Genomic DNA, 19,343 nt, shown 5'->3' with positions numbered 1-19,343 from the left:
CCACATGAGCCAACTTCCCGAAGTTATCACTGCCCTCATGGACCCGGCCCGGTACCCGGACGAGCGTCTGGATGAAGTTAATCTCATCCAGACGCAGATGTCTTTCGTGCTATTGACCGGCAATTATGCCTACAAGATCAGGAAACCGGTCAATTTGGGGTACGTCGACTATTCAACATTGGAGAAGCGCAAGTATTTTTCCGATAAAGAATTGATTCTCAACCGCCGCCTTTGCCCCGATACCTACATCGAAGTCATGCCCGTAGTCAGGCGCAACAGCGGGATCTTTCTCGGTGGTGACGGTGAAATCATCGATTACGCCGTCAGAATGAAGCGCCTGCCTTCCCACGGTATGATGGACCGTTTATTAGAAAACGGCGAACTTACCCCGGAGATGGTGTCGGCGGTGGCCGCCAAAGTGGCCGATTTTCACGCCGCAGCCGAGACGAACGCCGATATCAGCCGTTTCGGCGCGCTTGCAACGATCAGTGGCAATATCGATGAGAATTTCGACCAGAGCCGCCCATATATCGGTCGAGCCCTGAGCCAGCGGCTCTTCGATAACCTCCGGCTTTATTTCGATGCCTTTCTGAAGGACCACGGCGCAATCTTTGAACACCGTGTTGCTGAAGGCCATATCCGCGATTGCCACGGCGATCTGTATTCCGCGCATATCAACTTTGGCGCCGGCGATATCTGCATCTACGATTGTATCGAGTTTAACGACCGTTTCCGTTACGGAGATACCGCTTCCGAAGCAGCATTCCTCGCTATGGATCTTGACCGTTATGGCCGGGCAGACCTGCGCCAGGTTTTCGTCTCGGCGTATGTCCGGAGCAGCGGAGACAGCGATCTTGGCGAGCTGCTCCGTTTTTATCAGGCCTATCGAGCTCATGTTCGCGCCAAGGTGGCTTGTTTCAAACTGGACGACCCCTTCGTGCCTGATTACGAGAAAGCTGTCGAGCTTCAAAAAGCCCGCGGGTACTTCGACCTGGCATTGGCATACACCAGAAAGGGGCCCCGGATGATTATCATGGTGGGGTTCACCGGTTACGGCAAATCCAGCCTGGCCGAGGGTTTGGCGCGTCACCAGGGGATGTTCTACATATCATCCGATATTACCCGCAAAAATCTGGCAGGTATCAATCCCGCTGAGCGCGCCGATGAGGCCATCGCCGCAGGGCTTTATTCAAGAGAAATGACCGAAAAAACCTATTCGGCCATGCTGGCCTGGGCTGAGCCGGCGCTTCAGATGCGGGAGTCGGTTATCCTGGACGCAACCTTCTTAAAGCGGTCTGGTCGCGAGTCAGCATTGGATCTGGCGCGGCGGCACAATGCCGAAGCTCTGATTATCGAATGCCGCCTGGATGAAGAGGAATTGAAAACCCGGCTCGAAAAACGCCTGTCCGAACACACCGTATCAGATGGCCGGTGGGAAGTTTACCTCAGTCAAAAACCGGGCTTTGAGCCGGTGACCGAGGTTCCAATCGGACCGAATCATGTTATAATTGACACGCTGAAACCGGTTGATGATAACCTGCGGGAGATTATCGACCGCCTGCAATTTGGCCCCAACTAGTAATCGAGAAAGGTTCAATATGCCACCAGAATCTGACATCAAGGATCCCTCGCTCGCCGAAGCCGGCAAGGAACGCATCGCCTGGGCGGCGCGGGAAATGCCCGTCTTGAAGCTGATCGCCGAGCGCTTCGAGCGGGAAAAACCGTTCAGCGGCGTCCGTATCGCCGCCTGTCTCCATGTTACCACCGAAACGGCCAACCTGGCTCTCACTTTGAAAGCCGGGGGCGCCGACCTGGTGGTCTGCGGCTCCAATCCCCTATCGACCCAGGACGACGCGGCGGCGGCGCTGGTGAGTTACGGCATCCCGACCCACGCCATCAAGGGCGAGGATGACACCACCTATTACAAACACATCATGTCCGCGCTGGAATCCAGGCCGCAACTGACTGTCGATGACGGCGCCGATCTGGTGACCATCATGCATACCAAACGCACCGAACTTCTGAAAGAGGTCATCGGCGGCACGGAAGAGACCACCACAGGTGTAATCCGCCTGCGTGCCATGGCCGCCGGCGGTGAACTAAAATACCCCATCGTCGCCGTTAATGACGCCAAGACCAAGTATCTCTTCGATAACCGTTACGGTACCGGCCAAAGCACCCTGGACGGCATCACTCGCGCCACCAATGTCCTGTGGGCCGGTAAGAGGGCGGTAGTGGTCGGTTATGGCTGGTGCGGACATGGCGTGGCCTTGCGCGCCCGGGGCATGGGCGCCTATGTCATCGTCGTCGAAGTGGATCCCGTAAGGGCGCTCGAAGCGGTCATGGACGGTTTCTCGGTCATGCCGATGTTGGACGCCGCCCGCGTCGGTGACATCTTCATTACTGTCACTGGTGACAAGCACGTTATCGATGCCGAGGACTTCGCTGTTATGAAAAGCGGCGCGATTCTGGCTAATTCCGGCCATTTCAACGTCGAGATAGACATACCAGCGCTTGAAGCCGCCTCGACCAGCAAACGCACGCTTAAACCCTTTGTCGAGGAATTCGTTCTGAGCGGCGGACGCAAGATATATCTCCTGGGTGAGGGCCGTCTGATCAATCTGGCCGCCGCCGAGGGGCATCCGGCCAGTGTCATGGACATGAGTTTTGCCAACCAGGCGCTGGGACTGGAATATCTAGTCAAGAATCGCGGCAAGCTTGACGCCGGCGTTTACCCCGTGCCCGCTGACATCGACAATAATGTAGCCGCACTCAAGCTTAGAAGCCTGGGGGTCACGATAGATACTTTAACCGAAGAGCAGCAAAAATATCTCTCTAGCTGGCAGGAAGGAACTTAGGAGGCGAGATGCTTAGTTTTAAAGACTCAGAAAAATACCTCTTTACTTCGGAATCGGTCACCGAAGGCCACCCGGACAAGATGTGCGATCAGGTCTCCGACGCAGTGCTGGACGCCATCCTTGCCAAGGATCCTTTTGCCAGGGTGGCTTGCGAGACCGCCGTAACCAACGGCCTGGTCTTCGTTCTGGGTGAAATTACTACCCAGACCTATGTGGAGATACCGGAACTGGTCCGGCGAGTAGTGCACGATATCGGCTATACCAAACCGGAATACGGTTTCGATTCCCAGTCCTGCGGCGTCATGGTATCCATCAACAAGCAGTCGGCGGATATCGCTTTAGGCGTCGGTCAGTCCGCCGAGTCCAAAGCTGGCTCCACCGACCCGCTGGACGCCGTCGGCGCCGGCGACCAAGGCATGATGGTGGGCTATGCCTGCAACGAGACTGATGAAAAGATGCCGCTGCCCATCGCCCTGTCTCACCGGTTAACCCGGCAATTGGCCATGGTACGAAAACAAGGCGTTCTCCCCTATCTCCGGCCGGACGGTAAAAGTCAGGTCACCGTGGAATACCGTCACGGCAAACCGGCGCGGATTGAAACGGTAGTCATCGGCGCACAACACGATGATGTTCCCCAGGACATGATCCGGGAAGATGTCATCCGCCACGTCATCAAACCCATCATCCCTGCCGAACTCCTGGATGCCGACACTAATTTTTATGTCAACACTACCGGCCGCTTCATCATCGGCGGTCCCGCCTCGGATACCGGTTTTACGGGGCGCAAGATTCTGGTGGACACCTATGGCGGCATTGCCCGCCACGGCGGCGGCGCCTTTTCCGGCAAGGATCCCACCAAGGTGGACCGTTCCGCTGCCTACATGGCTCGCTACGTCGCCAAGAATCTGGTCGCCGCAGGCTTGGCCGACCAGATAGAGATGCAGATAGCTTACGCCATCGGTCGCGCCCAGCCGTTGTCCGTTTCCCTGGAAACCTTCGGGACGGCACAGGTCAGCCAGGAAAGATTGATGGAGCTGGTGCAAAAGCACTTCGACCTCAGGCCGGCGGCCATTATCGAGAACCTTGAGTTGCGTCAACCGATCTACCGTCAAACAGCGGCTTACGGTCATTTCGGCCGCACCGACATCGACCTGCCGTGGGAACGCCTGGATAAGGTCGACGCCATCAAGGCCGATTGCACCGCCTGTTCCGGAGGCTAGAGCAACGCCAACTGAGGCGGTATGAAGGCAGCAGAGGTTTTTCTGCTCATTATCGCCGAATCAACGGCAAGGGGGAACGTCATGAGTAATACCAGCCCGATCAAGTTCGGCACCGACGGCTGGCGGGGACTCATCGCCCGCGATTTTACTTTCGACAACGTGGCCGTCTGCGCCGCGGCCTACGCCCGCTATCTCAAAGAGAGCGGGCTGGCCGGCAAAGGCGTGGTCGTCGGTTACGATACGCGCTTCCTGTCCGATGAATTCGCCCGCGAGACCGCCGCGGTGCTCACCGCCGCTGGTATCCATGTCACCCTGTCAAACTGCGCCGTACCGACACCGACCGTGAGTTTCAGCACCCTGCACCGTAACTCCGGCGGCGCCGTGGTCATTACCGCCTCCCACAATCCGGCGCAGTGGAACGGATTCAAGGTCAAATCCCCCACCGGCTCCAGCGCTTCCTCTGACGTTGTAGCCGCCATTGAAAAACATGTCGGCGATCTCTACCAAAGCGGCGAACGTCCGGTCAGGCTGGACCTGAAACAGGCGGCGGACAAGGGTCTCTTCGAATATGCCGACCTGACACCGCCATATCTTGAACAACTGGGCAAACTGGTTGATCTCAACAAACTGCGGCGCGGCAAAGCTAAAATCGTTGTCGATTCAATGCACGGCGCCGGTGCCGGCTTCTTCCGCCGTCTGCTGGGAGATGATTACCCGCTCATAGAGATCAAGGGCGAACCCAACCCCGCTTTCCCCGGAATGCACCAGCCGGAACCTATCGCGCCCAATCTCCGGGAACTCGAAACCAGGGTAGTTACCGAAAGGGCGGACATAGGTCTGGCTACCGACGGCGACGCCGACCGGTTGGGCGCCACCGATGAAAATGGCAACTTCCTGACCCAGCTCCAGGTAATTTCACTCCTGGCCATGTACCTGCTGGATACCCGCGGGGAAAAGGGGGCGATCGTTAAAACCATCACCACCTCCAGAATGCTCGATAAGCTGGGCAAGCTCTATGGTGTGCCAGTGTTCGAGACGCCGGTGGGCTTTAAGTACATCGCGCCCTTGATGCAACGCGAAAATGCCATCATTGGCGGCGAAGAAAGTGGCGGCTACGGCTTCAGGAATCATGTATTGGAACGGGATGCGGTATTGGCCGGCTTGTACTTTCTGGATTTCATCGCCCTCACCGGCAAGAAACCGTCGGAACTGCTGGCCGAGCTTTATGATAAGGTCGGCCCCCATCACTATCACCGGATCGACGTCACTTTCGACGAGACGGAACGGCAAAAGGTGCTGGAGCGCTTGAAGGCCGCCGCCCCGGATACGATCGACGGCGACCGGGTGAAGAAAGATACGCTCGACGGTTTCCGGTTCACCTTAGGTGACGGTTCCTGGCTGCTGGTCCGTGCCTCCGGTACCGAACCGCTGCTGCGCATTTACGCCGAAACTGATTCTATGGAAAGAGTTAACCGGTTGCTTGATGCCGGAAAAAAGATCGCCGGAGTATAGTTATGAACGAAACGATGCTTGATGACGCCGCCACTTACCAAAAGCTGGACCCCGACGGCATGGGTCAGCGTATCCGCGAATTGCCCAAGGTCATCCTGGATGCATGGCAGGCCGCCATCGACTTTGAACTACCCGATTACCGGGATATCGATAATGTGCTTGTTCTGGGCATGGGCGGTTCAGCCATAGGCGGCGATCTGGTGCGGCGACTGCTCGTCGAGGAGTCCAAAGCCCAGATAACAGTGCTTCGGGATTACAACCTGCCTGCCTGGGTGGACGAGCGGACCTTGGTGGTGGCTTCCAGCTACTCCGGTAATACCGAGGAAACCCTCTCGGCATTCGAACAATCCCTGAATACCCCGGCAAAAAAGCTTGTTTTGACTACCGGCGGCAAACTGCTGGAAATGGCGCGGTCTAACAATATACCGGCATTCGTTTTCAGTTATGACGCCCAACCCCGTGCTGCTGTGGCCTGGGGCGTTTTCCCGCTGCTCAATTTTCTGATCCGGTTGGGGTTGGCGTCGGATAAGACGGCTGAAGTTGCCGAAGCAGCGCTGGTGACCGAACAATTCGCGCGCAAGATAGAGCCTGAGAAGCCCCAGGCCCACAATCCAGCCAAGGAGTTCGCTCACAAGCTATTCGGGCGCATCCCTATCATCTACGGCGCTGGAATCGCCATTGAGGTGGCCTACCGTTGGCAGACCCAGCTCAACGAGAACTCTAAACAATGGGCTTTCGCCCAGGCATTACCGGAATTGAACCACAACGCCACAGCCGGTTATGAATTCCCGGATGAACTCGTCCCGCGCATGTCGGTGATCATGTTGCGTTCCAACCACCTGTCAGAACGTATCCTGACCCGATACAAGGTAACCGCAGAACTGCTGGCCCGGGTCGGCGCCCGGGTAGCCTTTGCCGACGGCCGCGGCATCAGCCCGCTGGCGCAGATGATGAGCCTGATATTACTTGGCGATTATGTAAGCTATTATTTGGCAGCCCTTAACAACACCAACCCGACCCCGGTGGACAGCATCGTGTACCTTAAGCAGCGTCTGGCTGACAGCGGTTAACTTGACACCCTCTTGCGCCATTTGAGGAAAAAGCCGCCTACCAGAGGGTGGCTTTTTCTCACCAATCGGCATCTAGAATAGCCCATTCTTTTGGAGACAACTTCAAAACGAAATCGTTGCGTTATCGCCAGAGCGGCATTTATCCTCGTGTTTCAATAAACATAAAGCCCGCCCCGTTGATTTCGGGGCGGGCTTTCGCATTCATGGAACTGATGTTTTGAATTAACGCTTGGTGTACTGAGGGGCTTTTCGGGCGCGTTTTAAACCGGCCTTTTTGCGTTCCTTAGTCCGGGGATCGCGAGTTAAAAGACCGTTCTGACGCAGGGTACCCTTATGTTTTTCGTCAACGGCGATCAATGCTCGTGAAAGGCCCATGGCAATTGCGTCGGATTGACCGGAAATACCACCGCCGTTGCACTTAATCATGATGCTGAATTTCCCGACCGTCTCGGTAACTTCGAGCGGTTTCATCACCGTTCGCAGGTACTGGGGGCGGTTGAATCTTTCTTCGAAGGGTTTTCCATCAACAACGATGGCGCCATTACCCGGCATAAGACGCACCTGAGCGACAGCGGATTTGCGCCGACCGGTGCCTTGGAAGTAATTTTTCTTTTCCATCTTCAGTCCTCTTTGTTATTAGGCTTCAGCTATTACTGAAATCTGGCCCATGTGCGGGTGATCTGCGCCGGCGTAAACGCGCAGTTTTTTATGCATGGCTGTACCGAGCCGATTACGCGGCAGCATACCGCGAACCGCACGATCCAGCGCGAAAGTCGGTTTCTTTTGCATCATCTCATTAAGGCTGGCCTTGCGGAAACCGCCGGGATAGCCGGAATGGCGATAATAAAATTTGTCAGTGCCTTTTTTACCGGTAAAGGTCATTTTAGCGGCATTGACGATAATGACACCGTCGCCTGTATCGAGATGGCGGCTAAAAATGGGCTTGTGTTTGCCCATTAAAAGTCGCGCCGCTTCCACCGCGATCTGCCCCATCACTTTGCCATCGGCGTCAATGATGTGCCATTCACGAGTGATCTCACCCGCTTTTACGTTATAAGTTTTCATTGTAATCTCCCAAGTCCCTCAGATAATTTATCCTGACCAGGCATAGCCCCCGACCCGGCACCGCCGGGCCGGCTGTTCCCGGTATTTTCGTCTCTAAAAGTTCCCCGAATTCTTCCAAGGTCATCTTACCCCGCCCCACCCGGATCAAAGCCCCCACCGTGTTCCGCACCTGGTGTGGCAGGAAGGATCCTGCCACGATACGAAAAAGTATCTCTTTTCCCTCCCGGCTCACTCCCGCTTCATGAACACTGCGCACGGTAGTTTTTTCAAACTTTGCCATGCGGCTGGCGAATGAAACCAGGTCATGAGTGCCGATCAGCATCCTGGCTGCAGTGTCCATCAGCCCCTCATCCAGAGCCCCGCTGACGAGATGGGCGTGCCTTTCCATTACGGGAGAAGGCATGGGGCTGTTCCAGATACGGTAGCGATATTCCCGGCTCACTGCGTGGCGCCGTACATCGAGGTCATCCGGGATGCGGCAGACCGCCTGCACCGCTATATCCTCAGGTAGATAGTGATTGAGTCCCTTCACAACCTTTTCCAGTGGCACCGTCGAAGCGTTGCGGAAACTGGCTACCTGACCCAGCGCCGAAACCCCGGCGTCAGTGCGGCTGGACAGATTCACCCGGATCGCCGCACCGGTCAATTTTTGTAAGGCCAGCTCCAGTTCACTTTGCACCGTGACTCCTTTACCTTGCCGCTGGGAGCCGCAGAACCTCGTACCGTCATATTCAATTATTAAAGCCAGTTTGGATTTGGAGATACCGGTCAATTGCCCTACTTAAGCAGTTCCACCACGGCCATGGGGGCGGCGTCTCCCAGCCGCGGAACCAGTTTGGTCACACGGGTGTAACCACCGGCGCGTTCGGCGTAGCGCTTGGCCAGATCGTCGAACAACTTGGAAACTATCTTCTCATCGTAGATAAAAGCCAGTGCCCGCCGGCGAGCATTCAAGTCGCCTTTTTTACCGAGAGTTACCATTTTTTCGGCTACCCGGCGGATCTCCTTGGCTCGTGACTCGGTAGTGGTCACTTTTTCATAGCCCAGCAGATCAGTTACCAGACCGCGGAAAAGCGCTTGGCGCGCCCCTGAATCACGGTCAAACCTTTTGCTTCTTAATCCGTGTCGCATTTTATCTCACCTATTCCGCAGCCGCCTCAGCGCGTTTGCGCTTGGGCTTTTTATCTTCTTCTTGTTCTTCTTCAGCAGTTTCAACCGGAGGGCAGACGCCTTCAGGTTGATTGATTGACATACCGAATACCTGGAGCCGTTCTTCCAACTCGTTAAGACTCTTCAAACCAAAATTCCTGAGTCCCATGAGTTCATCGATCCCTTTGGTCAATAGTTCACCTACGGTGCTCAAACCCGCATGCCTCAGGCAATTCAAAGAGCGCACCGAGAGATCCAATTGTTCAATGGGCATATTGAACTTTTCTTCGGGAATCGCCAGCTTTTCAATGCGCCGCTCATGTATCACCAGCGGAGCGCCACCTATGGCAGTAAAAGGCTGCAACTGCGACACGAGAATCGACGCTGACTGCGAAAGGGCGTCAGCGGGGTTGATCGTACCGTCGGTCCAAATATGCAGGTGGAGCCGCTCATAGCTCATCTCCTGACCCATGTGAACCGGTTCAATTGTATAGTTGACCTTTTCCACCGGGCTGAAAATGGCATCCTGGGGAATTGTACCGATAGTCGGATTGTCTTTTGAGTCCGCCATCAGGAAACCCCGCCCGATTTCCACGTCCATTTCTACGTAAAGGTGCGCATCCTTATCATCCAGGGTGAAAAGATACAGATCCGGGTTGGCTACCAGAAAATCGCTTGACGGTTCGATGTCCGCAGCGGTCACCTTACGTTTGCCTTTGACATCCAGGATCAGTCGTCCGGGTCGGCCAGAAAGGGGCTGCAAACGCAAGTTTTTCAGGTTCAGCAGGAAGTCCATCGTATCTTCCTTTGCGTTGGGTAGCGGCGAAAACTCATGCTGCACACCTTCGATGCGCACCTGGGTTACCGCAGCGCCGTTAAGCGAGCTTAACAGCACGCGCCGCAAGGCGTTGCCCAGCGTCCCGCCGTATCCTTTTTCAAGCGGCTCAACGGTAAAGTGGGCATATCCGTCCCGAGCCTCTTTAGTTTCGATTATGGGCTGAGCAATATCCAACACAGCCTACCTCCTTAAGACCATAAAGCTAACGTGAGTAATATTCCACCGCCGCCTGGGCATCCAGCTTCTGGTCCAGATCACCAGGGGTGGGCAAGGACGCCACCTGGCAGGAAAGGGTTTTCCTGTCGATGACCAGCCAGCCGGGAACCGCCTTAGTGCCTATGACTTCAAGCACCCTTTTATAGTATTCGTTCTTGAGACTTTTTTCGCAGAAAGTGATACCGTCGGACTCTTTCACGATGTATGACGGGATATCAAGTTTCTTACCGTTGACCAGTAAATGACCGTGTCTCACCAACTGCCTTGCCTGAGCACGGGAATCCGCCAGTCCCAGGCGGTAAACCACGTTGTCCAACCGGCGCTCCAACAACAGCATGAAGGTGTCACCGGTGACGCCAGGCAAACGCTCGGCTTCGGAGAAGAAGCGCCTGAATTGCCTCTCCAGGATGCCGTAGCTGTAACGGATCTTCTGTTTTTCCCTTAACTGAGTGCCACGGTCAGACATGCGGCGCGGCCGGTTAGGCTGTGGGCCCGGGGGCTTGGGCCGCTTGTCAAAAGTGCAGTTGGCCAGGCACTTGTTGCCCTTGAGCATCAGTTTTTCGCCGCTGCGGCGGCATTGACGACAGACTGCCAGATAATATCTTGCCATATTCCTCTATACCCGCCTTCTCTTGGGAGGCCGACAACCGTTATGGGGGATGGGCGTCACGTCCCGGATACCTGTAACCACCAGACCAGAGGTCTGCAGGGAGCGGATAGCCGCCTCCCGTCCCGAACCGGGGCCTTTAACGAAGACCTCGATCTGCCGCAAACCGCTTTCCATGGCCTTTTTAGCACAATTCTGAGCAGCCATCTGCGCGGCATAGGGAGTGCTTTTCCGTGACCCTTTAAAACCGGCATTACCGGAACTGGTCGTGGCCAGCGCGTTACCCTGCAGATCGGTCAACGTGATGATGGTGTTGTTGAACGTCGCCTGAATAAAGGCTTTTCCTACCGGTATATTTTTCTTTTCTTTTTTCTTGACGCCCACGCGTTTCTTGGTTGCCATTAAAGCCTCCTACTTGGTATCACTGACATTACTTCTTAGCCGCGCCGCGTTTCTGGCCGCGACCGGCAACGGTCTTCCTCGGTCCGCGACGGGTGCGGGCATTGGTCCTTGTGCGCTGCCCGTGTACCGGCAGACCCCTGCGGTGCCTAATGCCGCGTAAAGAGCCAATGTCGGTCAATCGCTTGACGTTTAGAGTGATCTCTTTCCTGAGATCACCCTCGACGCGGTATTCTCTGTCGACAACCTCGCGTAGTTTGTTAAGCTCTTCCTCGGTCAGCGCGCTGACCTTGGCGGTCGGATCGATGTTTAGCCGCTCAAGAATCTTGGCGGCCAAGGTCGGCCCGATGCCGAAGATATACGGCAGGGAGTACACAACCTGCTTGTTCTGGGGGATATCAACACCGGCAATGCGTGCCATCTATGCCTCCTAACCCTGTCTCTGTTTGTGCTTGACGTTGGGGCAGATATTTCTGACCACGCCTTCACGCTTGACTATTTTGCATTTTTCACATCTCGGTTTAACCGAAGCTCTGACTTTCACGATTTTCTCCTCTGACTGTTATGACTTAAAACGATAGGTGACCCGGCCCCGGGTAAGATCATATGGTGACAGTTCCACCAGCACCCTGTCTCCTGGCAGAATCCGGATATAATGCACCCGCATTTTCCCGGAGATGTGCGCCAGCACCTCATGTCCGTTGGCCAGTTCCACCCGGAAAGTGGTATTGGGCAGCGCTTCCAGCACCGTACCCTCAACCTCTATAGCGTCTTTTTTAGGCATAATACACGATCCACCCTACCGGGCGACCGTTAGAACCTCCGCTTCACCGTCAGTAATTGCTATGGTGTGTTCGCAGTGAGCGGACAGCGCCCCGTCCCCGGTGGATACAGTCCATGCGTCCCCGCCGACCTTGGTACGCCATGTGCCCCGATTTAGCATCGGCTCAAGAGCAATGGTCATCCCTTTTTTTAAAAGCGCACCCGAACCCGGCCGACCGTAGTTGGGCACTGACGGGTCTTCATGCATATCTCGACCGATACCGTGACCGGCATATTCCCGCACCACACTGTATCCGCGGGCTTCGGCAAACCCCTGAATAGCGGCACCGACATCACCCAGTCGTTTTCCAGCTCTGGCCGTCGCGATGCCGACAGAGAGTGACTCTTCAGTGGCGGCGATCAGAGCCGCAGCCTCATCAGAAATCCTGCCGACTCCGACGCTTATCGCGGCATCGCCTTGAAAACCATCCAGAATAACCCCGAGGTCGAGTGATACGAGATCTCCTTCTTTAAGCACGCGGTCACCGGGGATGCCATGAACGATCTCCTCGTTGACTGAAACGCATAAACTGCCAGGAAAGCCATGGTAACCTTTGAACGAGGGAATCCCGCCCATGGTCCGTACCATTGCTTCGGCCATTCTATCCAGTTCTATAGTCCTCATACCCGGTTTCAGTTTTTGCTTCAACTCCTCAAGCACCGTGCCGACAATCCGACCCGCCCGGCGCATGATAGCTATTTCCCGTTCTGATTTAATAATAATCCCCATTACCTGTTTGTGATCGCCCGGGCGATTCGTGCGGTAACTCCGTCAACTTCGCCTTGCCCGTCGACTTCAACCAGGGTACCGGTCTGCCGGTAATAATCAATGAGCGGCGCCGTTTCCCGAAAATAAACCGCCAGACGTCTCTTGACCGTCTCCGGCGTATCGTCAGGACGCTGGTATAACTCACCCCCGCATTTTCGACAGCTTTCCATAGCTTCTTTATCGGCGCTGGTATAGGTCGCCTGACAGCCGCGGCATACCCATCGATCCGACAAACGGCGTTCCAGTTCTGCCTCCGGCACGGCGATATACACCACGCGGTCTACTTTTTCGCCATGTCCGCCGAGGGCTAGGTTCAGTGTCGCAGCCTGAGATAGCGTCCGGGGAAAGCCATCTAAAATGACCCCGGTTACATCGTCAAGCTCAGCGATGCGCTTAAGTACCATATTAACGGTCACTTCGTCAGGCACCAGTTGCCCGTTTTCAAGGTACGTTTTTACTTGACGCCCCAGATCATCGTCCCGCTCGATTGCCTTGCGAAACAGGTCACCGGAAGCCAGGTGAGCCATGTTCATCTTTTCAGCGATCACGGCTGCCTGGGTTCCTTTTCCCGCACCCGGAGCGCCCAGAAAAACTACATTATACATGATTCGGTCCTATTTGATAAAGCCTTCGTAACGCCGCATCACCAACTGGGCTTCCAACTGCTTCATGGTGTCCAACACTACGCCGACCACGATGAGCATACCGAAGCTGGAAAGCTGCAACGTCTGAACCGAAGTTATCTCCCGTGCCAGGAAGGGCATGATCGCCACAGCGGCCAGGAACAACGCGCCTGCCCAGGTGATGTGGCTGATGACGGCGTTCAGGTAAGTGGCTGTCTGTTTACCGGGACGTATGCCGGGGATGAAACCGCCCTGTTTCTGCAGTGTGCCTGGCAGGTCCTGCTGTTGAAAAACGACCATGGTATAGAAAAAGGCGAAAGCGATGGTCAACAGGAAGAACAACACCCAGTAGAACAGACCGACCGGTAAGGCGGCGTTAGGGTTGAACCAGTTGACCAGGGTGTTGGCGAAGTTGGGATCGACCCCGGCCGGGTTAGCGAAATAGCTCGCTACGGTGCCGGGAAAGATGACCAGCGCCGAGGCGAAGATCAGCGGGATCATGCCGGCGGTGTTCACCCGTAGCGGAATATGGGACGCGCCGCTCTGACGGTACATGCGCCCACTCTTGATCACCGTTTTTGCATATTGCACCGGTATGCGCCGGTGGGCTTCCGTGAATATGACGATCAACACAGTTGTCGCCAAAGCGATCACCAGGTAGGCCGCCAGTCCGAAGAACTGTTCGCTGGCTAAAAAGCCCTGGCCGATAAGCTGGGGTAACCCGGCGACGATGCCGGCGAAGATAATAATCGAAACGCCGTTACCGATGCCGTATTGGGTGATCTGCTCTCCGAGCCATACTAGGAAAAGCGTTCCTGCGGTAAGCGAGACGATGATCGCCGCGGTCACCAACGGTTCCGAAGCCGCCACTACGCCTTCGCGTTGCAGGAGAACCAGTTGTCCCCAGCCGCCCATGGCGGCCAGCGGGACTGTCATCCAGTGAGTGACCATATTAATCTTGTTGCGCCCGGTTTCACCTTCCTGGGACAAGCGCTGCAACGCAGGGATGACTGGTGTCATCAAAGTCATAACGATGCTGGCCGTGATGTACGGATAAACACCCAGGGCTACCAAGCTGAAATTGCGTAATGCGCCGCCGGAAAATATATCGAGCATACCCAGCACGGCGTTCGATTGCATCAAATCAGAAAGTGCCTGCGAGTCGACACCGGGCATCGGCACGTGAGCGATGAAACGGAAAGCCACCAAAATACCGATAGTGATGAGGATGCGCCGCCGCAGATCCGGCAAGCTGAAGGCATCCACCATCGCTTGTAACAGCTTGGGGCGGCTCGATTTCTCGGCCATTAGATTTCCTCTACCTTACCGCCGGCGGCTTCGATCTTGGACTTGGCGGCCTCGGTAAAGCGACTGGCTTTGACCGTCAGCGCTTTTTCAATTTCGCCATTAGCTAGAATCTTGACCGGCGTGTCGAGATTTTTCAGAAGTCGCGCCTCGATCAGGAGTTCCGGCGTGATCACTGTGCCAGCTTCAAAACGGTTGAGAGAACTGACATTGATCACGGCATATTCAACCCGGAACGGATTAACGAAACCGCGTTTCTGCGGCAATTTCTTGATCAGCGGGTTCTGACCGCCTTCGAAACCTGGCCGGGTTTTACCTCCGGCTCGGGCTTTCTGGCCTTTCATACCTTTTCCGGAATAAGCGCCATGGCCGCTGGCGTCGCCCCGTCCTACCCGTTTGCGCTTTTTAGTGGCGCCGGGTGAGGGAAACAGTTCATGTTCTTTCATTATTTGGCCTCCGCCACTTCGACAAGGTGTCTCACTTTGATGATCATGCCCCTGATGGCCTGGTTGTCTTCCTGGACCACCGTCTGGCGAATCTTTTTCAGCCCCAATGATTCGAGGGTAGCTTTCTGATCGGCTTTGTAGCCGATGGAGCTTTTAACCAGTGTAATAGCGAGTTTAGCCACCAGCGGCCTCCTCGTTTCGAACGCCGGCGCGACGCCGGGCAATCATTTCTTTAGGATCTTTGACCTGTGACAGGGCGGATACCGCCGCCCGGGCGACATTCACCTTGTTGGGGCTGCCCAATGACTTGGTCAGGATATCTTTAATGCCTGCAGTTTCCATCACAGCACGGACGCTGCCGCCGGCGATAATACCGGTACCGGGAGAGGCCGGTTTTAAAAAGACCTCGGCTGCTCCAAAACGGACCCGTATTTCATGAAAAATGGTCGTACCATTCATTTCGACTTTGATCAGGTTCTTTTTGGCGGTGGCGCTGGCCTTGGCGATGGCCACCGGTACTTCTTTGGCCTTGCCCATGCCGACGCCGACATGCCCGGCACCGTCACCCGTGACCACCAGGGCGGAGAACGCCATGCGCTTGCCGCCTTTAACCACTTTGGTCACCCGGTTGATATAGATGAGCTTGTCGTTCAACGACAGCTCCTGGGGGTCTATCTTCGAAATTACTTCTTTAACCACATAGCCTCCTAGAACGACAATCCGGCCGCGCGGGCCCCGTCGGCCAGGGCTTTGACCCGGCCGTGATACTTGTATCCGCCACGATCGAATACTACTTCTTTGATACCGGCTTCCTGAGCGCGCCGGGCGATAACTTTCCCCACCTGCTCCGCCTGGTTCATCTTGGCCGCAGCGGTTTTTTCTTTAAACTCAGCGTCCAGGGTTGAAGCCTGCGCCAGGGTAGCACCGCGCGTATCGTCGATGACCTGGGCGTAAATATGCTCCAGCGACCGAAAGACGCATAACCGGGGGCGTTCGGTCGTGCCGTCCACTTTCTTGCGCAATCTCTCATGGCGCATCTTGCGGGCATATTGTGAAGTTACTTTAGCCATTATTTACCCGCCTTTCCAACCGCTTTGCCCGGTTTAAGTTTGATGACTTCGCCGGCATAACGGATGCCTTTGCCTTTATAAGAATCGGGTTTCCTGATAGCGCGGATCTCCGCCGCCATCTGTCCGACCTTTTCTTTGTCGATGCCTACCACTTTAAGCTTGGTCGGCGATTCCAACGTAAATGAGACCCCGCTAAGCGGCGGCACATTAACGAGGTGGGAGTAACCCACCCTCAGTACCAGTTTTTCGCCGTCTTTCTCAGCGCGAAAACCGACACCGACGATTTCCAGCCCTTTGACGTACCCGTCGCTGACGCCCTTGACCATGTTGAACAACAGGGACCGGGTCAGTCCGTGCAGGGCACGGTGGGACTGTGCGTCGGAAGGCCGTTCCACTAAAAGTTTGCCATCTTCCTGCTTGATGACCATCTCCGGGCTGAAGGCGCGTTTAAGCTCGCCTTTAGGACCGGTGACCGTCACTTCGCTCGCCTCGATGGACACCTTTACCCCCTTGGGCAGCGCCACCGGTAATCTTCCTATTCGTGACATTGTAAAACCCTCGACTCTATTACCAAACTTTTAAAAGAAGTTCGCCGCCGACACCCTGCCTCCAGGCCTGGTAGCCGGTCATAATTCCCCGTGAGGTGGACAGGACGGCGATCCCGAGCCCACCGTAAACGCGGGGAACCTCGCCCCGTTGCACATACACCCGCAGACCCGGCTTGGATATTCTCTCCAGACCATTCACCAAGGGTGTGCCCTTTTCGTCGTAACGTAAATGGACCTTGATCTGCCGTTGTGGTTTATCGCCGGTCAACTCATAGCCGGAGATAAATCCCTCCTGCTTCAGAAGCTTGGCGATATTTTGTTTGATACGTGAAGCCGGCACCATTGTGGTCTCGTGTCCCGCCATAACGGCGTTACGGATCCGGGTCAACATATCGGCGATCGGGTCAGTCATCATAGCGAACCCCCTGAAATTGGACAAGTTAATTTATTTTTCATGTTACCAGCTCGACTTCCGTACGCCAGGGATATTGCCTTGCAAAGCAAGTTCCCGGAAACATATGCGGCAAATACCGAATTGGCGCATATAACCGCGCGGCCGCCCGCATTTCAAGCAGCGGTTGTGTTGCTGAGCCGGGTATTTCGGTTCCCGGCGAGATTTAGCGATCTTGGATGTTTTAGCCATGTTTTCCCCTATTCCTTCGCGAACGGCATGCCAATGCCCTCTAAAAGAGTGCGGCTCTCGGCGTCTGTTTTGGCTGAAGTGACGATGCAGACTTCCAACCCGCGCAATTTATCGATCTTACTGAAATCAATCTCCGGAAACACCGTCTGTTCTTTAAGACCCAGGGCATAGCTGCCCCGGCCGTCGAATGCGTCAACCGGCACTCCCTGAAAATCACGCAGACGCGGTAATACTACACTGATCAGCTTGTCAAGGAAGTTGTACATGTTCTTGCCCCGGAGAGTCACCTTTAGACCCACCGGCATGCCAGCACGCAGCTTAAAATTCGCGATGCTGTGCTTGGACCGGGTTACCACCGGATGCTGTCCTGCGATAGCAGCGAGATCGGCCTGGACTATCTCCACTACCTTGGGGTTGGAGGAAGCTTCTTTGCCGACGCCGACATTCAGAACCACTTTGGTCAAGCGCGGTACTTCCATAATATTACGATAGCCGTAAGCTTCCTGAAGCCGCGGCACCGCATCTTTCTGATACTTTTCTTTAAGTCCGGCCATGTTAGTCAATTACCTCGCCACACGATTTACAGAAGCGCACCTTTTTGCCGTCTGCCAGCACCCGTTTCCCCACACGGGCCGGTTTACTGCATTTGGCGCATACCAGCATCACGTTGGAGGCATGGATTGGCGCTTCCCGCTCGATAATTCCGGCCTGCTTCACCTGGCCGCGGGCACGGGTGTGCTTCTTGATCATGTTTACGCCGTCAACCAGCAGGCGATCTGCATCTGAGTAAACCTGCCGCACCTTACCGCTCTTGCCCCGGTCTTTGCCAGCGATTACCAGCACGTTATCTTCTTTCTTTATCTTCATCTTAGCCTCACAGTACCTCGGGCGCCAGCGACACAATTTTTAAAAATTTTTTGTCGCGGAGTTCGCGGGCAACCGGCCCGAAAATGCGGGTGCCGCGGGGTTCGTTCTTATCGTTGAGCAGCACGGCGGCGTTCTCATCGAATTTAATATAGGAGCCGTCGGCCCGGCGTAGCGGTGCCACCTGCCGTACGATCACCGCTTTTACGACGCTGCCCTGCTTAATAGCCGAATCTGGGGCCGTGCGCTTAACGGCACAGATGATAATATCACCGATGCGTCCGCGCAGTTTCCTGGATCCCCCAAGGACGTTTATGCACATCAATGATTTAACGCCGGTGTTGTCGGCTGCTTTCAAACGGGTATACGCTTGTATCATTTGGAGATCTCCTTAAGCTCGGCAGACTCGGCCACCTCGCCTTTGGTAAGAACGCGGCCTAATCTCCAGTGCTTTGTCCGTGACAGCGGCCGGGTTGCCAGCATCTCTACGGTGTCACCGTAATGGGCGGTTCCGGTTTCATCATGAACCTTGTACTTTTTTACCACCCGGTAAGACTTTTTATAGATGGGGTGCTGTCGCCGTGTCTCGACAGCCACCACCACCGTTTTATCCATTTTGTCGGAGACGACCCGGCCGATCATCGTCTTGGTCTTGCGTTCTGTTTCCATCTTATCCTACCTTATGCCCAGGGAACGTTCGCGAAGCGCCGTTTCCAGCCGGGCGATATTCTTTCGCACCCGAGGCAACTCGCGATGGTTCTGAAGTTGTTTAGTCGCCAGTTTGAAACGCAGCTCCATGGCTTCACGGTGTGCGCCGTCCAGCTGCTTTTTGATCTCTTCGACCGAAAGGCCCCTGATTTCTTCGATTTTCATTTAGGCCACCTCTCCAACGGTCACGGCTTCGACTTCCTTGACGATGAACTTGGTTTGAAGCGGCAGTTTATATGAAGCCAGCCGCATCGCTTCGCGGGCGACATCTTCAGCCACCCCGCCCATCTCAAACATCATGCGGCCGCGCTTGACCACCGCGATCCAATGATCCGGAGAACCCTTACCTGAACCCATGCGGGTTTCCGCCGGCTTTTTAGTCACCGGATGATCAGGGAAAATGCGGATCCATACCTTGCCGCCGCGCTTGATATAGCGGGTCATGGCCCGCCGGGCGGCTTCTATTTGTCTCGACGTGATCCAGGCGGTGGAGGTGGCCTGTAGGCCAAAATCCCCAAAGTCCACATTGTTGCCGGCCTGAGCCTCGCCGTGACGATGACCCTTATGGCTCTTTCGATATTTTACGCGTTTTGGTTGCTGCATGGTCTTCC

At 55.4% G+C, this 19,343-nt stretch carries 31 protein-coding genes; 5 read left to right on the top strand and 26 right to left on the bottom strand.

All coding sequences use genetic code 11. The annotated features are described in order from the left end of the window. Window positions 1–4: 4 nt before the first annotated feature. Genes ABFB09_RS00710 through ABFB09_RS00690 form a run of 5 tightly spaced genes read left to right on the top strand, consistent with a single transcriptional unit; the run spans window position 5 to window position 6,660 of the window. A complete protein-coding gene (locus ABFB09_RS00710; RefSeq protein ID WP_346999150.1) occupies window positions 5–1,579 on the top strand; it encodes an AAA family ATPase in 1,575 nt (524 codons plus the stop codon). 19 nt (window positions 1,580–1,598) lie between these two features. Then, window positions 1,599–2,858 carry an adenosylhomocysteinase gene (locus ABFB09_RS00705; RefSeq protein ID WP_346999149.1) on the top strand — a complete coding sequence of 420 codons (1,260 nt, stop codon included), beginning with the start codon at window positions 1,599–1,601 and terminating at the stop codon, window positions 2,856–2,858. A gap of 8 nt (window positions 2,859–2,866) precedes the next feature. After that, on the top strand, window positions 2,867–4,078 hold the full coding sequence (gene metK / locus ABFB09_RS00700; protein ID WP_346999147.1) for a methionine adenosyltransferase: 1,212 nt from the start codon (window positions 2,867–2,869) through the stop codon (window positions 4,076–4,078). 21 nt (window positions 4,079–4,099) lie between these two features. Beyond that, window positions 4,100–5,590, top strand: coding sequence for a phosphoglucomutase/phosphomannomutase family protein (locus ABFB09_RS00695; protein ID WP_346999146.1), 1,491 nt, complete (start codon window positions 4,100–4,102; stop codon window positions 5,588–5,590). A gap of 2 nt (window positions 5,591–5,592) precedes the next feature. Further along, complete coding sequence (locus tag ABFB09_RS00690; protein WP_346999144.1) at window positions 5,593–6,660, top strand: bifunctional phosphoglucose/phosphomannose isomerase; 1,068 nt, start codon at window positions 5,593–5,595, stop codon at window positions 6,658–6,660. 222 nt (window positions 6,661–6,882) lie between these two features. Here ABFB09_RS00690 and rpsI read toward each other — a convergent pair whose 3' ends face one another. The 26 genes from rpsI to rplP are packed head-to-tail and all read right to left on the bottom strand — an operon-like array spanning window position 6,883 to window position 19,335. After that, window positions 6,883–7,278, bottom strand: coding sequence for a 30S ribosomal protein S9 (gene rpsI / locus ABFB09_RS00685; RefSeq protein ID WP_346999143.1), 396 nt, complete (start codon window positions 7,276–7,278; stop codon window positions 6,883–6,885). Between the two features lie 18 nt (window positions 7,279–7,296). Beyond that, window positions 7,297–7,725, bottom strand: a complete 429-nt coding sequence (rplM, locus tag ABFB09_RS00680; protein WP_346999141.1) for a 50S ribosomal protein L13 — start codon at window positions 7,723–7,725, stop codon at window positions 7,297–7,299. Continuing rightward, complete coding sequence (truA, locus tag ABFB09_RS00675; RefSeq protein WP_346999139.1) at window positions 7,712–8,497, bottom strand: tRNA pseudouridine(38-40) synthase TruA; 786 nt, start codon at window positions 8,495–8,497, stop codon at window positions 7,712–7,714. Before truA ends, rplM begins: the two co-directional genes overlap by 14 nt. A gap of 5 nt (window positions 8,498–8,502) precedes the next feature. Continuing rightward, window positions 8,503–8,856 (bottom strand): 50S ribosomal protein L17, encoded by a 354-nt coding sequence (rplQ, locus tag ABFB09_RS00670; protein ID WP_346999137.1) that lies wholly within the window; start codon window positions 8,854–8,856, stop codon window positions 8,503–8,505. 10 nt (window positions 8,857–8,866) lie between these two features. Then, window positions 8,867–9,889 carry a DNA-directed RNA polymerase subunit alpha gene (locus tag ABFB09_RS00665; protein WP_346999135.1) on the bottom strand — a complete coding sequence of 341 codons (1,023 nt, stop codon included), beginning with the start codon at window positions 9,887–9,889 and terminating at the stop codon, window positions 8,867–8,869. 25 nt (window positions 9,890–9,914) lie between these two features. Further along, window positions 9,915–10,538: a 30S ribosomal protein S4 gene (rpsD, locus tag ABFB09_RS00660; protein ID WP_346999133.1), complete on the bottom strand. Its 624-nt coding sequence runs from the start codon at window positions 10,536–10,538 to the stop codon at window positions 9,915–9,917. A gap of 6 nt (window positions 10,539–10,544) precedes the next feature. Beyond that, window positions 10,545–10,937, bottom strand: a complete 393-nt coding sequence (gene rpsK / locus ABFB09_RS00655) for a 30S ribosomal protein S11 (RefSeq protein WP_346999131.1) — start codon at window positions 10,935–10,937, stop codon at window positions 10,545–10,547. A gap of 28 nt (window positions 10,938–10,965) precedes the next feature. Then, entirely contained in the window at window positions 10,966–11,355 is a 390-nt protein-coding gene (gene rpsM / locus ABFB09_RS00650; RefSeq protein ID WP_346999129.1) for a 30S ribosomal protein S13, read from the bottom strand. Between the two features lie 9 nt (window positions 11,356–11,364). Continuing rightward, on the bottom strand, window positions 11,365–11,478 hold the full coding sequence (rpmJ, locus tag ABFB09_RS00645) for a 50S ribosomal protein L36 (protein WP_346999128.1): 114 nt from the start codon (window positions 11,476–11,478) through the stop codon (window positions 11,365–11,367). 18 nt (window positions 11,479–11,496) lie between these two features. Next, a complete protein-coding gene (gene infA, locus ABFB09_RS00640; protein WP_338738068.1) occupies window positions 11,497–11,718 on the bottom strand; it encodes a translation initiation factor IF-1 in 222 nt (73 codons plus the stop codon). Between the two features lie 15 nt (window positions 11,719–11,733). Then, the gene (map, locus tag ABFB09_RS00635; protein WP_346999127.1) at window positions 11,734–12,486 is read right to left on the bottom strand and encodes a type I methionyl aminopeptidase; all 753 of its coding nucleotides are present in this window, start codon (window positions 12,484–12,486) and stop codon (window positions 11,734–11,736) included. Beyond that, window positions 12,486–13,130: an adenylate kinase gene (locus tag ABFB09_RS00630; RefSeq protein WP_346999126.1), complete on the bottom strand. Its 645-nt coding sequence runs from the start codon at window positions 13,128–13,130 to the stop codon at window positions 12,486–12,488. The genes map and ABFB09_RS00630 overlap by 1 nt, the downstream gene beginning before the upstream one ends. Window positions 13,131–13,139: 9 nt before the next feature. After that, complete coding sequence (gene secY / locus ABFB09_RS00625) at window positions 13,140–14,456, bottom strand: preprotein translocase subunit SecY (RefSeq protein WP_346999125.1); 1,317 nt, start codon at window positions 14,454–14,456, stop codon at window positions 13,140–13,142. Further along, on the bottom strand, window positions 14,456–14,899 hold the full coding sequence (gene rplO / locus ABFB09_RS00620) for a 50S ribosomal protein L15 (protein WP_346999124.1): 444 nt from the start codon (window positions 14,897–14,899) through the stop codon (window positions 14,456–14,458). The genes secY and rplO overlap by 1 nt, the downstream gene beginning before the upstream one ends. Continuing rightward, window positions 14,899–15,081 (bottom strand): 50S ribosomal protein L30, encoded by a 183-nt coding sequence (gene rpmD / locus ABFB09_RS00615; protein WP_346999123.1) that lies wholly within the window; start codon window positions 15,079–15,081, stop codon window positions 14,899–14,901. Before rpmD ends, rplO begins: the two co-directional genes overlap by 1 nt. Next, complete coding sequence (gene rpsE / locus ABFB09_RS00610; protein WP_346999240.1) at window positions 15,074–15,583, bottom strand: 30S ribosomal protein S5; 510 nt, start codon at window positions 15,581–15,583, stop codon at window positions 15,074–15,076. Before rpsE ends, rpmD begins: the two co-directional genes overlap by 8 nt. Window positions 15,584–15,606: 23 nt before the next feature. Continuing rightward, window positions 15,607–15,969, bottom strand: a complete 363-nt coding sequence (gene rplR, locus ABFB09_RS00605; RefSeq protein WP_346999122.1) for a 50S ribosomal protein L18 — start codon at window positions 15,967–15,969, stop codon at window positions 15,607–15,609. Beyond that, the gene (gene rplF / locus ABFB09_RS00600) at window positions 15,969–16,517 is read right to left on the bottom strand and encodes a 50S ribosomal protein L6 (protein WP_346999121.1); all 549 of its coding nucleotides are present in this window, start codon (window positions 16,515–16,517) and stop codon (window positions 15,969–15,971) included. The genes rplR and rplF overlap by 1 nt, the downstream gene beginning before the upstream one ends. A 19-nt stretch (window positions 16,518–16,536) precedes the next feature. Then, window positions 16,537–16,932: a 30S ribosomal protein S8 gene (gene rpsH / locus ABFB09_RS00595; protein ID WP_346999120.1), complete on the bottom strand. Its 396-nt coding sequence runs from the start codon at window positions 16,930–16,932 to the stop codon at window positions 16,537–16,539. A gap of 42 nt (window positions 16,933–16,974) precedes the next feature. Continuing rightward, window positions 16,975–17,160, bottom strand: coding sequence for a type Z 30S ribosomal protein S14 (locus tag ABFB09_RS00590; protein WP_346999119.1), 186 nt, complete (start codon window positions 17,158–17,160; stop codon window positions 16,975–16,977). An 8-nt stretch (window positions 17,161–17,168) separates the two neighbouring features. Next, the gene (rplE, locus tag ABFB09_RS00585) at window positions 17,169–17,714 is read right to left on the bottom strand and encodes a 50S ribosomal protein L5 (protein ID WP_346999116.1); all 546 of its coding nucleotides are present in this window, start codon (window positions 17,712–17,714) and stop codon (window positions 17,169–17,171) included. A 1-nt stretch (window position 17,715) separates the two neighbouring features. Continuing rightward, window positions 17,716–18,027 carry a 50S ribosomal protein L24 gene (gene rplX, locus ABFB09_RS00580; protein ID WP_346999114.1) on the bottom strand — a complete coding sequence of 104 codons (312 nt, stop codon included), beginning with the start codon at window positions 18,025–18,027 and terminating at the stop codon, window positions 17,716–17,718. Between the two features lie 7 nt (window positions 18,028–18,034). Next, window positions 18,035–18,403: a 50S ribosomal protein L14 gene (gene rplN, locus ABFB09_RS00575; protein ID WP_346999112.1), complete on the bottom strand. Its 369-nt coding sequence runs from the start codon at window positions 18,401–18,403 to the stop codon at window positions 18,035–18,037. Beyond that, the gene (gene rpsQ / locus ABFB09_RS00570; protein ID WP_346999110.1) at window positions 18,400–18,693 is read right to left on the bottom strand and encodes a 30S ribosomal protein S17; all 294 of its coding nucleotides are present in this window, start codon (window positions 18,691–18,693) and stop codon (window positions 18,400–18,402) included. Before rpsQ ends, rplN begins: the two co-directional genes overlap by 4 nt. 6 nt (window positions 18,694–18,699) lie before the next feature. Beyond that, on the bottom strand, window positions 18,700–18,897 hold the full coding sequence (gene rpmC / locus ABFB09_RS00565; protein WP_346999108.1) for a 50S ribosomal protein L29: 198 nt from the start codon (window positions 18,895–18,897) through the stop codon (window positions 18,700–18,702). After that, entirely contained in the window at window positions 18,898–19,335 is a 438-nt protein-coding gene (gene rplP, locus ABFB09_RS00560) for a 50S ribosomal protein L16 (protein ID WP_346999107.1), read from the bottom strand. It lies immediately after the preceding gene. Between the last annotated feature and the right edge of the window lie 8 nt (window positions 19,336–19,343).

Origin of the sequence: Dehalogenimonas sp. THU2 (genome assembly GCF_039749495.1) — a bacterium.
Classification (GTDB): Bacteria; Chloroflexota; Dehalococcoidia; order Dehalococcoidales; family Dehalococcoidaceae; genus Dehalogenimonas.
Note: the sequence above shows the minus strand (reverse complement) of the source record. Positions and strands in the feature narration are given on the sequence as shown.